Here is a 16,627-nt window from a genome sequence, read left to right on the forward strand (position 1 = left end):
ATTTTAGGGCTCTGCCACCGGTTTGAGCACATCCTTTCTGCGGCGCGCCGCCCGCCCCGGCGAGCTGTGGGTACGTTGGCAAGCGGGATGCCTTGTCATCTGCTTGAATAGGTCCGCTCTGTGACGGGCTTACGGATGACTCGACCCGACGCTGTCAGCCCGGCAGGCGGCGGGTGTCTTCCGGATCAGGCTGTCGGTCGCACGGAAAGCAGGGAAGCAATGATCCAATCCGTACTCGTCGTCGGCGGCGGCAGTGCCGGCCTGCTCACCGCGCTTGCGCTCAAACAACAGGCTCCTGCGCTCGAAGTCCGCGTCGTGCGCAGCAAGGACATCGGCGTGATCGGCGTCGGCGAAAGCACCACGCCGCAGATCGTCAACCTGCTGTTCGACTACCTGAAACTGCCGCAGAAGCAGTTCTATTCGACCGTCCGGCCGACCTGGAAGACGGGCATCCACTTCCTCTGGGGGCCACGCACGTCATTCGACTACGGGTTCGCATTCCAGCTCGACGGGTTCTACACCGACCTCGATCGCTACAACGGCTTCTATTGCGGCGACGATTTCGACAGCGTCGACATGAACGCTGCGCTGATGGCTCAGGGCAAGGCGTTCGAGAAGCATCCGAGCGGCCAGGGGCCGTTGATCACGCCCAACACGGCACTGCACCTGTTCAATCCCGCGCTGGTCGAGGCGCTGGAGAGCGCGTCCGTCGCGCGCGGCATCGAGATCGTCGACGCGCGCATCACCGGCGTGCCCGTCGATGAGCAGGGCGTGCGGGCCGTCGTCCTCGACGACGGCCGCACGTTCTCGGCCGACTTGTACGTGGACGCGACCGGCTTTCGCTCCGAGTTGCTCGGCCGCGCGCTGGGGACGCCGTTCCTCCCGTACGACAGCTCGCTCTTCTGTGACCGCGCCATCGTCGGCAGCTGGGACCGGACCGACGAGTACATCTACCCCTACACCATCGCCGAGACGATGGAGGCCGGCTGGTGCTGGCAGATCGACCACGAGCACGCGATCAATCGGGGCTACGTCTATTCGTCACACTTCCTCAGCGACGACCAGGCGCGCGAGGAGTTCGTGCAGAAGAACCCGAAGGCCAAGACGTGGGATCACGTCGTGAAGTTCCGCTCGGGGCGCTACGAGAAGGGCTGGGTCAAGAACGTCTTCGCGATCGGCAACGCGTGCGGCTTCGTCGAGCCGCTCGAGGCGACGGCGCTGATGGTCGCGTCGTCGCAGATCAAGGCGATGGTCGAGATGCTCGTGCAGTCGCAGCTCGACCCGACGCCGAGCCTCAAGGCGCTCTACAACACGCTGTTCGTCGACTGGTGGGACGGCATCAGGGATTTTCTGTCGGTCCACTACCGGTTCAACACGCGCCTCCAGAACGAGTTCTGGACCGCGTGCTGCAACGAGGTGGACGTGACACCGGTGCAGCCGCTGCTGGACTTCTATCGCGAGAACGGGCCGACGGGTTTCTGTCGGCATTATGTGACGAGCACGATCGGGCAGGACAATCAGTTCGGGCTCGAAGGATATCTGGTGATGCTGGTGGGGCAGAAGGTGCCGTATCGCGATGCGCATCCGCCGAGCGAGGCGGACATGGCGATCTTTCGTCGTCACTGTGCGGACAACCGCGCCCGCGCGGCGAGCGGGCTGACGGTGGCCGAGGCGCTGCAATACGTCCACCGGCCGGACTGGCGGTGGAATTCCGATGCGCAGTAAGGCAGATGCGCAGTAAGGCAGATGCGCTGTAAGGCAGATGCGCAGTGAGGCAGCGTCGAGTCGTCACTGCTGCGGCGCCGCGCGAATGTGAATTCACCGACGCCCGATCGGCGTGTCGCGTCGTGATTTTCACGCTCGCGGTGGGGGCCGCGCCGGCGGCTCAGTACAGCGCGCGCATGGCGTCGATGGTGTCGGCGTCGGCCGGGCCCTTGTCGTCGCGGTAGCGCACCACGCGGGCGAAGCGCAGCGCCAGTCCGCCCGGATAGCGCGACGACTTCTGCACCCCGTCCAGCGCCACCTCGACCACCTGCTCGGGGCGCAGCCGCACCACGTGACCCTCGGTTCCGCCGACCGCCAGTTCGGTGAACCGGGCCGTCTGCCAGTCGAGCATGGCATCGGTCATGCCCTTGAACGTCTTTCCCACCATCAGGAATTCACCGGTGGCCGGGTCGCGCGCGCCCAGGTGGATGTTGGACAGCTTGCCGCGGCGGCGCCCCGATCCCCACTCCACGGCGAGGACCACCAGATCCAGCGTGTGTACCGGCTTGACCTTCAGCCAGCCGGCCCCGCGGCGGCCCGCCTGATACGGCGCGTCCGGCGACTTGGCCATCACCCCCTCGTGGCCGGCGGCCAGCGTCGCGTCCAGGAAGCGGGCCGCCTCGGCGGGGTCGGACGTCAGCAGCCGGTCGACCCGGAGCCCCGGCGGCGCCAACGCGTCCAGCGCGGCCAGCCGTTCGGTGGTCGGCGCGTCGAGCAGGTCCACGCCGTCGCAGTGCAGGATGTCGAAGAGGAACACCGAAAGAGGCTGGGCCGCAACGGCTTGGGCCACGTCGACGGACCGGCCGAACCGGGAGGCGGTGACCTGGAAGCGGTGCGGCCGGTGGTCGGGCCGCAGCGCGATCGCCTCGCCGTCGGCGATCAGGTCGTGCACCGGCAGGGCCAGCGTCGCCACCACCACCTCGGGCAGCCGGGCGGTGACGTCGTCGAGGCTGCGGGTGTAGACGCTCACCTCGCCGCCGGCCCGGTGGATCTGCACCCGGGCACCGTCCAGCTTCGCCTCGAAAACCGTTGCGCCGCCGTGTCGTCGGAGCGCATCGGTCACACCGGCCGCGGTCTGCGCCAGCATCGGTCCGACCGGCCGGCCGACCCGCAGCGCGAACTCCCGCAGGGCCGGCACGCCGCCGGAGAGCGCGGCCGCGGCCACCGCCGGCAGATCCCCGCCCAGCATCGCGGCGCGCTGGACCGCGGCGGCGGGGACGTCGGCGGCCCGGGCCACGGCATCGGACACGACCCCGGCCAGCGCGCCCTGCCGCAGCTCGCCGCCGAGCAGCCGCACCAGGAACTCCTGTTCGGGTTCCGTTGCGGCGCAGAACAATCCGGCCACGAGTTCGGCCCGGCGCGGCTGCGATCCCTTGCCCGCCACCGCGCCGATCTGTGACAGGGCGGCGTCGACGCCGGTGACGGTGAGCGAGGGCTCCGGCGCGGGCGCCGGCCGCGACCGCAGCGACGCCCAGCCGACACCGATCTGGCGCTGCGGCAGCTCGCCGGACAGCCAGGACACCACGATGGCGACGAGTTCGGCGTCGGGCGCGGCGCGGCGCAGCAGCTCGGCGATCTGGGCGACCTTGGCCAGGCGCGACGAGGTGGCGCCCACGGCGAGCGACGTGGCGGCCACGTCGAGAAGCAGCACGAGACCAGCTTGGCACGGCTCGCCGACAACCCTGCCGGGCGGACCCGCTAGCGTGCCCACGTAACGTTACAGATTCCAGGCATTCTGACAGGGAGAACCGGATGGAGATCAACGGAAAGAAGGTCGTCGTCATCGGCGGCGCGTCGGGGATGGGTCGCGCCACCGCCGAACTGCTGGCGCAGCGCGGCGCCCAGGTCGCGGTCCTGGACCGGGAGAACTCCGACGGCAAGAGCGTGGCCGCGGGCCTCGGTGGCGCGTTCTACCCCGTCGACGTCACCGACTTCACCGGGACCGAGCAGACCCTGCAGGGCGCCGTCGACAAACTGGGCGGCCTGCACGTCGTGGTGACGACCGCCGGCGGCGGCATCGCCAAGCGGACGCTGACCAAGGAAGGTCCGCACGACCTCGAATCCTTCCGGTCCGTCGTCGATCTCAACCTCATCGCCACGTTCAACATCAGCCGCCTGGCCGCCGCACACATGGCCCGCAACGAGCCCGAAGACGAGGAGCGCGGCGTCATCATCAACACCGCGTCCATCGCGGCCTTCGAGGGCCAGATCGGCCAGATCGCCTACACCGCCGCCAAGGCCGGGATCGCGGGCATGTGCCTGACGATGGCCCGTGACCTGGGGTCGCTGGGCATCCGGGTGCTGGCGATTGCGCCGAGCCTGTTCCTGACCGGCATCACGTCCATGGTTCCCGACGAGATGGCGGCCGCCCTGACCCGGGACGCGGCGTTCCCCAAGCGGATGGGCCGGCCCGTCGAGTACGCGAAGCTGGCAGCGGCCATCGTGGACAACCCGATGCTCAACGGTCAGTGCATCCGGCTGGACGCCGGGCAGCGGTTCGCGCCGAAGTAGCCACCCCGGGTCCGGGCCCGAGCCGGAATAAGTACACTCTTTAGGCAGCCGCCCCGCTCCCTTCCGGAGCGGGGCAGGCGGTCACATTCCAGTCGCGAGGAGGCCCCATGGCGATTGCCCTGACCGACGACCACCGCGAACTCGCCGAGGTGGCCCGCGCGTTTCTGACGTCACAGAAGGCGCGCTGGGCGGCGCGGTCGCTGCTCGACGCCGCCGACGAGGTGCGGCCGGGCTTCTGGCCGAACCTCGTCGAGCTCGGCTGGCTCGGCCTGCACATCGACGAGGAGCACGGCGGCTCGGGCTACGGCCTGCCCGAACTCGTGGTGGTGATCGAGGAACTCGGCCGCGCGGTCGCACCGGGCCCGTTCGTGCCGACGGTGATCTGCTCGGCGGTGATCGCCAAGGACGGCACCGCCGCGCAGAAGTCGCGGCTGCTGCCCGGCCTGATCGACGGCACCGTCGCCGCGGGCATCGGCCTGGACGGCCGCGTCGAACTGAAAAACGGTGTCGCCGCGGGCGAGGCCGGGATCGTGCTGGGGGCCGGGCTGGCCGACCTGCTGCTGATCGCCGCCGGTGACGACGTCCTGCTGCTGGAGCGCGACCGCGCCGGCGTGACGGTCGACGTGCCGGAGAACCTGGACCCGACCCGGCGTTCGGGACGCGTGCGGCTGCACAACGTCACGGTCACCGCCGACGACGTGCTGGCGGGTGCGCGGGAATCGGCGCTGGCCCGGGCCCGCACGCTGCTGGCCGCCGAGGCCGTGGGCGGGGCGTCGGACTGCGTCGAGTCCGCCGTCGAGTACGCCAAGGTGCGCCAGCAGTTCGGCCGCACCATCGCGACTTTCCAAGCGGTGAAGCATCATTGCGCGAACATGCTGGTGGGCGCGGAGTCGGGGGTGGCCGCGGTGTGGGACGCCGCGCGTGCGGCGGCAGAGGACTCCTCGGCGGACGAAGCGCAGTTCCGGTTGTCCGCCGCGGTCGCGGCTTCGCTGGCCTTCCCGGCGTACGCGCGCAACGCCGAACTCAACATCCAGGTCCACGGCGGAATCGGCTTCACGTGGGAGCACGACGCGCACCTGCATCTGCGCCGGGCGCTGGTCAGCGCGGCGCTGTTCGGCGGCGACGCGCCGCCCCGCGACGTCTTCGAGCGCACCGCGGCCGGGGCGACCCGGGAAAACAGCCTGGACCTGCCGCCCGAAGCCGAGGAGCTGCGCACCCGGGTCCGCGCCGACGCCGCCGAGATCGCGGCGCTGGACGACAAGGCGCAGCGCGACAAGCTGCTCGCGACCGGCTACGTGATGCCGCACTGGCCCAGGCCCTGGGGCCGCGCCGCCGACGCCGTCGAGCAACTGGTGATCGAGGAGGAGTTCCGCGCGGCAGGCATCAAGCGCCCCGACTACTCGATCACCGGGTGGGTGATCCTGACCCTGATCCAGCACGGAACCGATTGGCAGATCGAAAGATTCGTCGAAAAGGCGCTGCGCCAGGAAGAGATCTGGTGCCAGCTGTTCTCCGAGCCCGAGGCCGGCTCGGACGCCGCGTCCGTCAAGACCCGCGCGGTCCGGGTGGACGGCGGCTGGAAGATCAACGGCCAGAAGGTGTGGACCAGCGGGGCCCAGTACTGCGCCCGCGGCCTGGCCACCGTGCGCACCGATCCCGAGGCGCCCAAGCACGCCGGCATCACCACGGTGATCATCGACATGAAGGCGCCCGGGGTGGAGGTGCGGCCGTTGCGGCAGATCACCGGTGGCTCGGAGTTCAACGAAGTGTTCTTCAACGACGTGTTCGTTCCCGACGAGGACGTCGTCGGGACGCCCAACTCGGGATGGACGGTCGCGCGCGCCACGCTGGGCAACGAGCGGGTCAGCATCGGCGGTGGCAGCGGGGCGTCCTACGGCGGACTGGCCCCCGCCCTGGTGCAGTTGGCCGGGGAGGGCTCCGACCGGTTGGCGGGCGCGCGGGCCCGGGTGGGCCGGTTCCTCGCCGAGGATCACGCCCTGCGGTTGCTGAACCTGCGCCGCGCGGCCCGCAGCGTCGAGGGGGCCGGTCCCGGCCCGGAGGGCAACATCACCAAGCTCAAGCTGGCCGACCACATGGTCGAGGGCGCCGCGATCTGGGCGGCGCTGGTGGGACCCGAGGTCGCGCTGACCGACGGGCCGGGTGCGGTGGTCGGCCGGATGGTGATGGGCGCACGCGGCATGGCCATCGCCGGCGGCACCTCGGAGGTCACCCGCAACCAGATCGCCGAGCGGATCCTCGGCATGCCGCGCGACCCGCTGATCAACTGAGCGCGCCAGTTACGCCGAGCAGACGCAAAAGCACCCCAAAATCTCCGATTTTTGGGGCTTTTGCGTCTGCTCGGCACCCTCAGGCCGGCGCGAACACCGGGGCGCCGCCGCTGCCCTGCTCCGGGCGGATCTCGACGGCCATCCCGCACGCCACCGAATCAGGTTCGCAGTCAACGATATTGCCGGCCACGCGCAGACGGCTCTGCTCGGCGAGCTCGACGATGGCGATCACGTAGGGGATCGGGATCTGCGGGTTGTACGGGTGGTGGTTGACCGTATAGGTGAGCACCGTCCCGCGGCCGGCGACCGGCCGGGCGACCAGCGTGCCGCCGCAGTCACGGCATTGGCCACTCGGCGGATGCACCCAGCGCGCGCAGCCGTCGCAGTGTTCGATGAGCAGCTCGACTGACACGAGCAATACAGTACACTCAATTCCTCATGACTCGGTTTACGGCGGTGCGGCGATGACGTATTTCGAGAAGGACGCGATCGTGTCCGGCATCGGCATCTCCCGGATCGGCCGTCGCACCGGCATCCCGGGGCCCGAACTCACCCTGGAGGCGGTCCGGGCCGCCATCGCCGATGCCGGCCTGCGAGCCGACGACATCGACGGAATCGCGAGCTTGGGCGACACCTCCCCGGGGGTGGTCAACGCCGAACTGCGCATCGAGGCCCCCGACTGCGGGTCCGGGTTCGGCACGGGGGGGCTGCTGAGCCCGGTGATGTCGGCCTGTCGCGCGGTCGCCGAGCGGCGGGCCCGCCACGTCGTGGTGTACCGCACCGTGCAGATGCTCGGCGGGACGGTCCCGGTGCGGCCGCAGGGGGATGACGCCCCCGCCCCGCCGCTGGCGCGGATGTTCGAGGCGCCCGACGGGGCGCCACGCCCGGCGGTCGGCCCGATGGACGACGTCAACGACCTGATTGCGGCGCACGCCTACTCGGCGGCCAACTGGCTGGCGCTGAACTGCCGCCGCCACATGGAGCTCTACGGCACCACCAAAGAACAGCTGGGCTGGGTCGCGCTCAACGGCCGGCGCAACGCGGCGCTCAATCCCCTTGCGGTGTACCGCGAACCGATGACGATGGCCGACTACCTCGGCGCGCGTCCGGTGTCGACACCGTTCGGGCTGCTGGACTGCGACGTCCCGATCGACGGGTCGGTCGCGGTGGTGGTGTCGAACGCGGAGTACGCCCGCGACTGCCCGCACCGCGCGGTGTCGGTGGAGGCGATCGGCGGGTCCGACGGCGCCGGTGGCTGGTTCCACCGCGACGACTACCCCAAGATGGCGATGTCGGATGCCGCGGCCCAGATGTGGTCGCGCACCCAGTTGACGCCCACCGATCTCGACGTCGCGCAGTTGTACGACGGCTTCACGTTTCTGACGATCGCGTGGCTGGAAGCCCTCGGAATCTGCGGCGACGGCGAGGCCGGGCCGTTCGTCGACGGCGGGGGGCGGATCGCCCGCGACGGTGCCCTGCCGCTCAACACCTACGGCGGCCAGCTCTCGGCAGGGCGCATGCACGGCTACTGGGCGCTGCACGAAGGTTGCCTGCAGTTGCGCGGCGAGGCCGGGGAGCGGCAGGTGGCGCGGCGCCCCGAGGTCGGCGTGGTCTCCGTGGGCGGTGGTCCGGTCGCGGGGTGCATGCTGCTGACCTGCTGACCTGATGGAGATGCCGGAAATGCTGGAAAGTGGTTGTCGGAGGGCGCAGTTGAGCGTAGCGGTCGGCCAGGCCGACAAACTGGCCGCCAAGGTCGCCCGTGACATCGAGGCGGACGTCGTTCGCCGCGGCTGGCCGGTCGGGGAGTCGCTGGGCTCCGAACAGGCACTGCAGCAACGCTTTCGGGTGAGCCGATCGGTGCTGCGCGAGGCGGTCCGCCTCGTCGAGCACCACCAGGTCGCGCGGATGCGGCGCGGGCCGGGCGGCGGGCTGCTGGTCTGCGAGCCCGACGCCGGTCCCGCGACCCGGGCCGTCGTCATCTACCTGGAGTACCTGGGCACCACGCCGGGCGACCTGCTCAACGCGCGCAGGGTGCTGGAGCCGCTGGCGGCCTCGCTTGCCGCCGAATGCATCGACGAAGCCGGGATCGCGCGGCTGCGAGCGGTGCTGCGCGCCGAAGAGCGGTGGCGGCCGGGCCTGCCGGCGCCGCGGGACGAGTTCCACGTCGCGCTCGCGGAGAGGTCGAAGAACCCGGTCCTGCAGCTGTTCGTCGACGTGCTGATCAGGCTCACCGCGCGGTATGCGCGCACGGCGCGCACGGACTCGGCGAGCGAGGCCGTCGAGGCGGTCGAGCACATGCACGGCGACCACTGCGAGATCGTGGCCGCCGTCACCGCCGGCGACGTGGCGCGGGCCAAGACGCTCAGCGATCGCCACGTGGAACGGGTGACCGCCTGGTTGCAGCAGCATCACCCGGGCGGGGCAGGTCCCGGCGCCCGAGCGGGCCGGCCCCGCGCGCCCCGCGTCGACCCCGAGGCGCCGCGCGGCAAGCTGGCCGAGGGCCTCGCGGCCACCATCGGCGACGACATCGCCGCCAGCGGGTGGCACGTCGGTTCGGTCTTCGGCACCGAGGCGGCGCTGCTGGAGCGCTACGGGGTGAGCCGGGCGGTGCTGCGCGAGGCGGTGCGGCTACTCGAACACCATTCGATCGCGCGGATGCGGCGCGGACCCGGCGGCGGGCTGATCGTCACCACACCGCAGCCGCAGGCCAGCATCGACACGATCGCGCTGTATCTGCAGTACCGCAAGCCCAGCCGCGAGGACCTGCGCTGCATCCGGGACGCCATCGAGATCGACAATGTGGCCCGAGTGGTCCAGCGGCGCACCGACCCGGAGGTGGCGGCCTTCCTGAACACCCGGAGCGGCATCGACCACCAGGCCGCCGGCGACGCGGGCCGCGCCGCGGTCGAGGAGTTCCGCTTCCACGTCGGCCTGGCGCACCTGGCCGGCAACGCGCTGCTCGACCTGTTCCTGCGGATCATCGTCGAGTTGTTCCGCCGGCACTGGTCCAGCAACACCGGCCGGCCGCCGCCGACGTGGGACGATGTCGTCGCCGTCGACCACGCCCACCTGCGCATCCTGCAGGCCGTCGCGGCCGGCGACGACAGTTTGGCCCGCTACCGTCTCCGGCGCCATCTCGACGCCGCCGCGTCCCGGTGGCTGTAGCGGAGTTCGCGCGCATAGCCAAGGCGCTTGGCGGGTATGGACACAGCAACACGCGACACGGCCGATCCGGCAGGGCCGGCATCCTGATCGAAAGCGAGAGCGCCGAGGTGTCCTTGGACATGAGGAACGAGCGCCAGGGTTTCCTTCACTCCGCGCTTGTCTACCGGTCCGAACGCGAGTGCGGGGACCATGTCACCCGCTTCGTCGCCGAGGGTTTGGCGGCGGGTGAGCCCGTGCTGGTCGCCATGCCCGAAGCCAACCTGGCGACGCTGCGTGACGAGCTGTGCGACGGGCCCGGCCGATCCCGGACCGGGCTGCGGCTGGCCGACATCGCCGAAATCGCACGCAACCCGTGCCGGTTTTTGGCGGTCGCGAGTTCGTTCGCCGAGGAGCATCCGGACCGACGGGTGCGGATCGTCAGCCAGCTTGCCTGGCCCGGCCGCAGCGCCGACGAGTTGGTCGCCTGTGCACAGCACGAAGCGCTGGTCAACGGGGCGTTCGAAGGCCGCCCGGTGACCGGGCTGTGCCTGTACGACGCAAGCCGACTCGACGACGACGTCCTGGCCAGCGCCCGCACCACCCACCCGCTGCTGTGGAGTTACGGTGCGCTGCAGCGCAGCACCGAGTACGCGCCCGACGACGCGCTGGAGGCCTGCAACCAGCCGCTCACGGCCAACCCGAGGGCCGTCACCTACACCGTCAGAAAATCCGAGGATCTGCGTCCCGCGCGGTCGTTCGCCGTCGACTACGCCGGCTGGGTGGGATTGCCGCGCGACGGCATCGCGGACCTGCAACTGGTCGCCACCGAACTGGCGACCAACAGCCTGACGTACGCCGACGGCGCCTGCCGGTTGTCCTTCTGGCGGGAGGGCGAGCACCTGATCTGTGAGGCGCGCGACAGCGGGAGGCTCGACGATCTGCTGGCCGGGCGATTGAACCCGGGCTCCGCCGGCCGCGCCAGCCGGGGGCTGTTCCTGGTCAACGCCCTATCCGAGTTGGTGCGTACCCACACCACCGCGACCGGCACGACGATCCGGGTGTACCTGCGCTGCGAGCCTTCGCCGCGGTCGGCCGGCTGAGCCCCGGCGGGACCGCCGCCGCCGGCCGAACCGCCCGCTTTGTGACCCTGTCGTGAGTTGTCCCGGACCGTACCTTCCCCGCTAGCGCGCGGGGGACTGCGACACCGGGGCCACGCCGGTGCCCGTCGTCGGTGCCTGCGCCGCGCAGCTCGCCGACAGCACCGCGAACAGCGTCGCCCCCGCGGCAACCAGGATCTTCACCGTCTGCATCCCCTTACCCGTCTTCTTCGCGTTCATCGAAGCGCCTTTCGTTGCCTGGTGGAACATCTGCCCGTGCGATTTCTGCCGCACCGCATGCTATCGCCGGCACCGCGCAGCGGGAGCCGTTTTGGAGCCCGGTCCGGAAAGTGTTGGCCACCAATACTTTCGCGGGACCATCGTCGGCGACACGACGACGATACCGGGCGTTGAGCCCGGGAAGGGTTGCGCCACACGACAGTGCATCCGAAGTTGCGTCATCCGAAGTTGCATCGTCCGAATTTGCATCGTCCGAATTTGCATCGTCGCCACGCGGCGTCTAACGTTCGGCACGTGCGTCTTCTCGTGCGTGCCGTAGTAGCCGGCACCCGCAGCGGGGTCTGACCCGGACCGACCCCCCGCTGTGGGCCGCAAGCTGCTGCCGTCGGTCGCTCCTGTCGACCGACGAAGAAGACCGAAATGCTGGTTACCCGGCCGAGTCCCCGGCCTCCTCACCGCGGCGATGCCGCGCTGCCGCGCGGTCTGCGGGAGGAGGCCGACGCCCTGTCCTGGGAGGCCTTCGTCGCGACCTACGGTCACACCCCGGGCCCCGTGCGGCTGGGGCAATGGGAATGCACCGACGCGCCGCGTGCCGCCGGGCGCCTCGGTCCGCAGGCGCGTAACTTCCGGGCCGTGATCGCCGTCGGCGACCGCATCGGCACCTCGACCGCCGCCGCGAGCGGGCCGATCGCCGCCCTCACCGCGATGCTGCACGAACGCGGGATCACCGTGGAGATCCTGAGGTTCCACCAGACGCGAGCGGGCGCCGACACCGTGACCTTCGTCCGCGGCACCGACGGCGTGCGCGCCCAGTGGGCGCTGGGCTGGTCGGACGATCCGGCGCAGTCCGCGCAGCGCGCCGTGATCGCCTGCGCCAACCGGCTGTTCGCCGCGGCGGCCCTCAGAGCGGGCGCAGCATGATCGGCATGCCGTCCTTGGGCACCGGCATGCCGCCGTAGTCCCACACGGCCCGGTATCCGGGCCGGGGCGGCTCGAGCCGGTATCTGCGCAACAGGCGGTGCAGGATCGTCTTGATCTCCAGCGTCCCGAACACCGACCCGATGCACTTGTGCGCGCCGCCGCCGAACGGGGTGAACGCGTAGCGGTGCCGCTTGTGCTCGTTGCGCGGCTCGGTGAAGCGGTCCGGGTCGAACTTCATTGGGTCCGTCCACAATTCGGGCAGCCGGTGATTCAGTCCGGGATAGGCGATGACGTTGGTGCCCTTGGGGATGTAGTGGCCCAGCAGGTCGGTGTCGCGGACGGTTTGGCGCATCGCCCACTGGACGGGCGTCACGAGCCGGATCGCCTCGTTCATCACCAGGTCGAGCGACTCCAGCTTCTCCAGCGATTCGATGTCCAGCGGCCCGTCGCCGAGCCGGTTGGACTCGTCGCGGCAGCGCTCCTGCCATTCCGGGTTGCCGGCCAGGTGGTAGATCATCGTCGTCGCGGTCGACGTCGAGGTGTCGTGCGCGGCCATCATCAGGAAGATCATGTGGTTGACGATGTCCTCGTCGGTGAACTTGTTGCCGTCCTCGTCGGCGCTCTGGCACAACACCGACAACAGGTCGTTGCCGTCCTTGCCGCGCTGTTCGGCGACCCGCTCCCGGAAGTAGTGCTCCAGCAGCTCGCGCGCCTTCAGCCCGCGCCACCAGGTGAACGGCGGCACCGGGGTACGGATGATCGCGTTGCCCGCGCGCGTGGTGACGGTGAACGCCCTGTTGACCTTCGTCACCAGGTCGTGGTCGGTGCCCGGCTCATGGCCCATGAACACCATCGAGGCGATGTTGAGGGTGAGTTCCTTCATCGCCGGATAGAGCAGGAAGCGCGCGTCGTCGACCACCCAGTCGTCGGCGACCACCTGCGAGACGACCTTGTCCATCTGCTCGACGTAGCTGACCAGCCGGGAGCGGGTGAACGCCTCCTGCATGATCCGGCGGTGGAACAGGTGCTCCTCGAAGTCGAGCAGCATCAGCCCGCGGTGGAAGAACGGCCCGATCACCGGGACCCAGCCCTGCTGCGAGTAGTCCTTGTTGCGGTTGGAGTAGATGACCTGCGCGGCGTCGGGGCCCAGCGCCGCGACGGCCGGCATCACCGGGGAGTCCCCGAAGATGACGGGGCCCTTGGTCCGGTACATGAACATCAGGTAGTCCGGTCCGCCGCGCAACATCTCGATGAGGTGCCCGATGACCGGCAGCCCCGCGTCGCCGACGACCGGCTTGAGCCCGCTGCCGGGCGGCGGGTCGGCGAGTTTGCGCTCCGGGAACTCGGTGTTGAGCAGCCGGCGTTCGACGATGCCCATGCCGGGAAAGTTGTTGAACGACGGGGTGAACCGGCGGCGCGCCTGATCCAGCAGGTACTGCGGGGTGCTGATGGTGGCGACCATAGACGCTCCTTCGGGTGCCCGGGACAAGTGACAGCCGTCACGTGCCTCCATCCTTCGACACAAACTTGACGGCTGTCAAGTTTGCTTTTCGGTCGGCGTGGTGCAAGGTCGGAGCATGGGCACCCACGCCGCCGATCCGGAGCCGGGGCCGGCCCTGCAGCGGCGCGGAGACAAGCAGCGGCAGGCGATCCTGCAGGCCACGCGCGCATTGCTGCAGGAAAGACCGTTCGCCGAACTGTCGGTCGCCACGATCAGCGCCCGCGCCGGGGTGGCCCGCTCCGGTTTCTACTTCTACTTCGACTCCAAATACTCGGTGCTCGCCCAGATCGTGGCCGAGGCCACCGAGGAACTCGAAGAGCTCACCCAGTACTTCGCCCCGCGCCAGCCGGGCGAGTCGCCCGAGCAGTTCGCCGTGCGGATGGTGGGCAGCGCCGCCGCCGTGTACGCGCACAACGACCCGGTGATGACGGCCTGTAATGCCGCCCGCTACACCGACGGCGAGATCCGCGACATCCTCGAGCAGCAGTTCGAGGTGGTGCTGCGGGAGATCGTCGCGATCGTCGAGGCCGAGATGGAGGCCGGGACCGCACACCCGATCAGTGAGGACATCCCGACACTGGTGCGCACCCTGGCGGGCACCACGGCGCTGGCCCTGACCGGCGACCCCGTCATGGTCGGCCCCCACGACGACGTGAACCGGCGGGTGGCGGTGCTCGAGCGGCTGTGGCTCAACGCGTTGTGGGGTGGCGGCCACCGGTGAGCCGCGCCGCCGCCGGTATCGTCTCGGCCATGGCGCACCGCGCATCCGGGGGGTACTTCGCAGGGAAGCGGTGCCTGGTCACCGGCGCGGCCAGCGGCATCGGCCGCGCGACCGCCCTGCGGCTGGCCGCCGACGGCGCGGAGCTCTACCTGACCGACCGCAACGGCGACGGCCTGCAGCTCACCGTCGCCGACGCGCGGGCGCTGGGCGCGCGGGTGCCCCAGCACCGCGTCCTGGACGTCGCCGACTACGACGCGGTCGCGGCGTTCGCCGCCGACGTGCACGCCGCGCACCCGAGCATGGACGTGGTGATGAACATCGCCGGGGTGTCGGCCTGGGGCACCGTGGACCGGCTGACCCACGAGCAGTGGGACAAGGTGATCGCGATCAACCTGATGGGGCCGATCCACGTCATCGAGGCGTTCGTCCCGCCGATGGTCGCGGCCGGACGCGGCGGGCGCCTGGTGAACATCTCCTCGGCGGCCGGACTGGTCGCGCTGCCCTGGCACGCCGCCTACAGCGCCAGCAAGTTCGGGCTGCGCGGCCTTTCCGAGGTGCTGCGCTTCGACCTGGCCCGCCACCGCATCGGGGTGTCGGTCGTGGTGCCCGGCGCGGTGCGCACCCCGCTGATCGACACGGTCGAGATCGCCGGCGTCGACCGCGCAGACCCCAGGGTCGCCCGCTGGGTCGACCGCTTCGGCGGGCACGCCGTGTCGCCGGAACGGGCGGCCGAGAAGATCGTCGCCGGGGTCGCCAGGAACCGGTACCTCATCTACACGTCGGCCGACATCCGCGCGCTGTACGCCTTCAAGCGACTGGCCTGGTGGCCCTACAGCGTGGCGATGCGCGCAGTCAACGTGGCGTTCATGCGCGCACTCCGGCCCGGCCCGGTGCCCGAGCCGCGGCATGGCCGGTCGGGGTCGCATTCCGAATAATCCGGGCCGGCGGCGGTGGCGCCGCGCCTTCCCCGCACTTTCGCCGCCGGGAATTCGCGTCCCTGTACCTATTCGGCTCTTGTGACGTTGTAGTGGGTGTTTGACCTGGGGGTTTGGGCGCAACGCCGTGTCCTGCTTACGTTTTGGACTGATTCCAGGTTCAAGACGAAGAAGGAGCTACGGCGTTGCGCATGTCCAGGGTATTCGCGACCGGTCTGGGTGACCAGAACATGGTGATCGAGGACGTGAGGATCGCGACCGAGACCACGGGCCGCAAGCAGCCGAAGACCACCGAGGTGCTGGTGTTGTCGGTGCGGCCCAAGGCATCGCAGGCGGGCCGTTGTTCGCGGTGTCGCAAGCGGTGCCCGGGGTATGACGCGGGGGGCCGCGCTGGGGACGGGATCAGGCGCTGGCGCACCCTGGATGTGGGGACCACCAAGGCCTATCTGCAGGCCGCGGCGCCGCGGGTGGCATGCGGCGAGCATGGGGTGGTGGTCGCGCATGTGCCGTGGGCGCGGCCGGGCGCCAAACACACCTGGGCGTTCGAGGACACCTGCGCGTGGCTGGCCGCGCACACCGCATTGAGCGTGCTCACGGTGCTGCTGCGGATCGCCTGGCGCACCGTGGCGGCGATCGTGACCAGGGTGGTTGCCGATGGCCGCGACACCAACGACCTGCTCGCCGGACTGTCGCGGATCGGGATCGACGAGATCGCCTACCGCAAGGGGCACCGCTACTTGACGTGCGTGGTGGACCACACGACAGGCCGGCTGGTGTGGGCCGGCGAGGGCCGCAACCAGGACACGCTGGGCCGGTTCTTCGACCAGCTCGGCGCCGAGCGGGCGAAGCTGCTCACCCACGTCAGCTGCGACGGCGCGGAATGGATCCATGCCCTGGTGCGTGCCCGCGCGCCGCAGGCGCTGATTTGCCTGGACGCCTTCCATGTCGTGGTCTGGGCCATGAAGGCGCTGGACAAGGTGCGGGTACGCACCATGATCCGCGCCGGGATCACCGATCGGCACGCGATGTGGGCGACCCGCAAGAACCCGCCCGAGTTGACCACCGAGCAGCGCACCAGCTTCGCTGAGATCGCCGACACCAACAAGACCCTCTACCGGGCGTATCTGCTCAAAGAGCAACTACGCGAGGTGTTTCGGGTCAAGGGCACCCACGGGCGGCAGCTGCTGGCCGGGTGGCTGTCGTGGGCCTCGCACTCGCGCATCCCCGAGTTCGCCGCGCTGGCCCGCAGCATCCGCCGCTACCGCGACCTCATCTGGAACACGCTCGATCACGGACTGTCCAACGCCAGATCCGAGACCACCAACACCCACCTGAGGGCATTGACCAAGCGCGCCTACGGATTCCACAGCCCGGACGCACTGATAGCCATGGCCCTGCTGACTCGAGGCGGCCTCTGCCCAGCACTACCCTCGATCTTTCATGCAATTCCGCGTTTGCGGGTGTCGTTGACGCGAAAGGTGCACTGCCGCAAGGATAATAGGACT

Annotated in this window: 14 protein-coding genes; 10 read left to right on the top strand and 4 right to left on the bottom strand. The window is 70.1% G+C overall.

What is annotated here, in order from left to right:
- Window positions 1-135 precede the first annotated feature (135 nt).
- Window positions 136-1,725: an FAD-dependent oxidoreductase gene (locus FPZ47_RS14425; RefSeq protein ID WP_144952220.1), complete on the top strand. Its 1,590-nt coding sequence runs from the start codon at window positions 136-138 to the stop codon at window positions 1,723-1,725.
- Window positions 1,726-1,885: 160 nt separating this feature from the next.
- Here the strand turns inward: FPZ47_RS14425 and FPZ47_RS14430 are convergent, their stop codons facing one another.
- Complete coding sequence (locus FPZ47_RS14430) at window positions 1,886-3,415, bottom strand: ATP-dependent DNA ligase (protein WP_144952222.1); 1,530 nt, start codon at window positions 3,413-3,415, stop codon at window positions 1,886-1,888.
- A gap of 101 nt (window positions 3,416-3,516) precedes the next feature.
- Between FPZ47_RS14430 and FPZ47_RS14435 the strand changes: the two genes are divergently transcribed.
- Both FPZ47_RS14435 and FPZ47_RS14440 read left to right on the top strand, forming a co-directional pair.
- The gene (locus FPZ47_RS14435) at window positions 3,517-4,275 is read left to right on the top strand and encodes an SDR family NAD(P)-dependent oxidoreductase (protein WP_144952224.1); all 759 of its coding nucleotides are present in this window, start codon (window positions 3,517-3,519) and stop codon (window positions 4,273-4,275) included.
- Between the two features lie 107 nt (window positions 4,276-4,382).
- Window positions 4,383-6,563 carry an acyl-CoA dehydrogenase family protein gene (locus FPZ47_RS14440; protein ID WP_144952226.1) on the top strand — a complete coding sequence of 727 codons (2,181 nt, stop codon included), beginning with the start codon at window positions 4,383-4,385 and terminating at the stop codon, window positions 6,561-6,563.
- Between the two features lie 79 nt (window positions 6,564-6,642).
- On the opposite strand, the gene FPZ47_RS14445 is transcribed toward FPZ47_RS14440, so the two are convergent.
- Window positions 6,643-6,975, bottom strand: a complete 333-nt coding sequence (locus FPZ47_RS14445) for a Zn-ribbon domain-containing OB-fold protein (RefSeq protein WP_144952228.1) — start codon at window positions 6,973-6,975, stop codon at window positions 6,643-6,645.
- Between the two features lie 52 nt (window positions 6,976-7,027).
- Here FPZ47_RS14445 and FPZ47_RS14450 point away from each other — a divergent pair, with 52 nt between their 5' ends.
- From FPZ47_RS14450 to FPZ47_RS14460, 3 genes are all read left to right on the top strand, one after another.
- Window positions 7,028-8,224, top strand: coding sequence for a thiolase family protein (locus FPZ47_RS14450; RefSeq protein ID WP_144952230.1), 1,197 nt, complete (start codon window positions 7,028-7,030; stop codon window positions 8,222-8,224).
- A gap of 19 nt (window positions 8,225-8,243) precedes the next feature.
- A complete protein-coding gene (locus tag FPZ47_RS14455; protein WP_144952243.1) occupies window positions 8,244-9,728 on the top strand; it encodes a FadR/GntR family transcriptional regulator in 1,485 nt (494 codons plus the stop codon).
- Between the two features lie 83 nt (window positions 9,729-9,811).
- Window positions 9,812-10,807, top strand: a complete 996-nt coding sequence (locus FPZ47_RS14460; RefSeq protein WP_144952245.1) for a sensor histidine kinase — start codon at window positions 9,812-9,814, stop codon at window positions 10,805-10,807.
- 81 nt (window positions 10,808-10,888) lie between these two features.
- Here the strand turns inward: FPZ47_RS14460 and FPZ47_RS28390 are convergent, their stop codons facing one another.
- Window positions 10,889-11,044: a hypothetical protein gene (locus FPZ47_RS28390; RefSeq protein ID WP_168209453.1), complete on the bottom strand. Its 156-nt coding sequence runs from the start codon at window positions 11,042-11,044 to the stop codon at window positions 10,889-10,891.
- A 420-nt stretch (window positions 11,045-11,464) separates the two neighbouring features.
- On the opposite strand from FPZ47_RS28390, the gene FPZ47_RS14465 reads away from it, so the two are divergent.
- Window positions 11,465-11,965 carry a 2-isopropylmalate synthase gene (locus FPZ47_RS14465; protein WP_246133426.1) on the top strand — a complete coding sequence of 167 codons (501 nt, stop codon included), beginning with the start codon at window positions 11,465-11,467 and terminating at the stop codon, window positions 11,963-11,965.
- On the opposite strand, the gene FPZ47_RS14470 is transcribed toward FPZ47_RS14465, so the two are convergent.
- On the bottom strand, window positions 11,946-13,427 hold the full coding sequence (locus FPZ47_RS14470; RefSeq protein ID WP_144952232.1) for a cytochrome P450: 1,482 nt from the start codon (window positions 13,425-13,427) through the stop codon (window positions 11,946-11,948). The two genes, FPZ47_RS14465 and FPZ47_RS14470, sit on opposite strands and share 20 nt — an antisense overlap.
- Before the next feature lie 115 nt (window positions 13,428-13,542).
- On the opposite strand from FPZ47_RS14470, the gene FPZ47_RS14475 reads away from it, so the two are divergent.
- The 3 genes from FPZ47_RS14475 to FPZ47_RS14485 all read left to right on the top strand — a co-directional run.
- Window positions 13,543-14,187: a TetR/AcrR family transcriptional regulator gene (locus FPZ47_RS14475; RefSeq protein ID WP_144952234.1), complete on the top strand. Its 645-nt coding sequence runs from the start codon at window positions 13,543-13,545 to the stop codon at window positions 14,185-14,187.
- Between the two features lie 29 nt (window positions 14,188-14,216).
- Window positions 14,217-15,122: an SDR family oxidoreductase gene (locus FPZ47_RS14480; RefSeq protein WP_144952236.1), complete on the top strand. Its 906-nt coding sequence runs from the start codon at window positions 14,217-14,219 to the stop codon at window positions 15,120-15,122.
- Window positions 15,123-15,307: 185 nt separating this feature from the next.
- Window positions 15,308-16,627 (top strand): ISL3 family transposase (locus FPZ47_RS14485; RefSeq protein ID WP_342781073.1); only part of this gene is annotated, 1,320 nt, incomplete at its 3' end.

It is taken from the genome of Mycobacterium helveticum (genome assembly GCF_007714205.1).
GTDB lineage: Bacteria > Actinomycetota > Actinomycetes > Mycobacteriales > Mycobacteriaceae > Mycobacterium > Mycobacterium helveticum.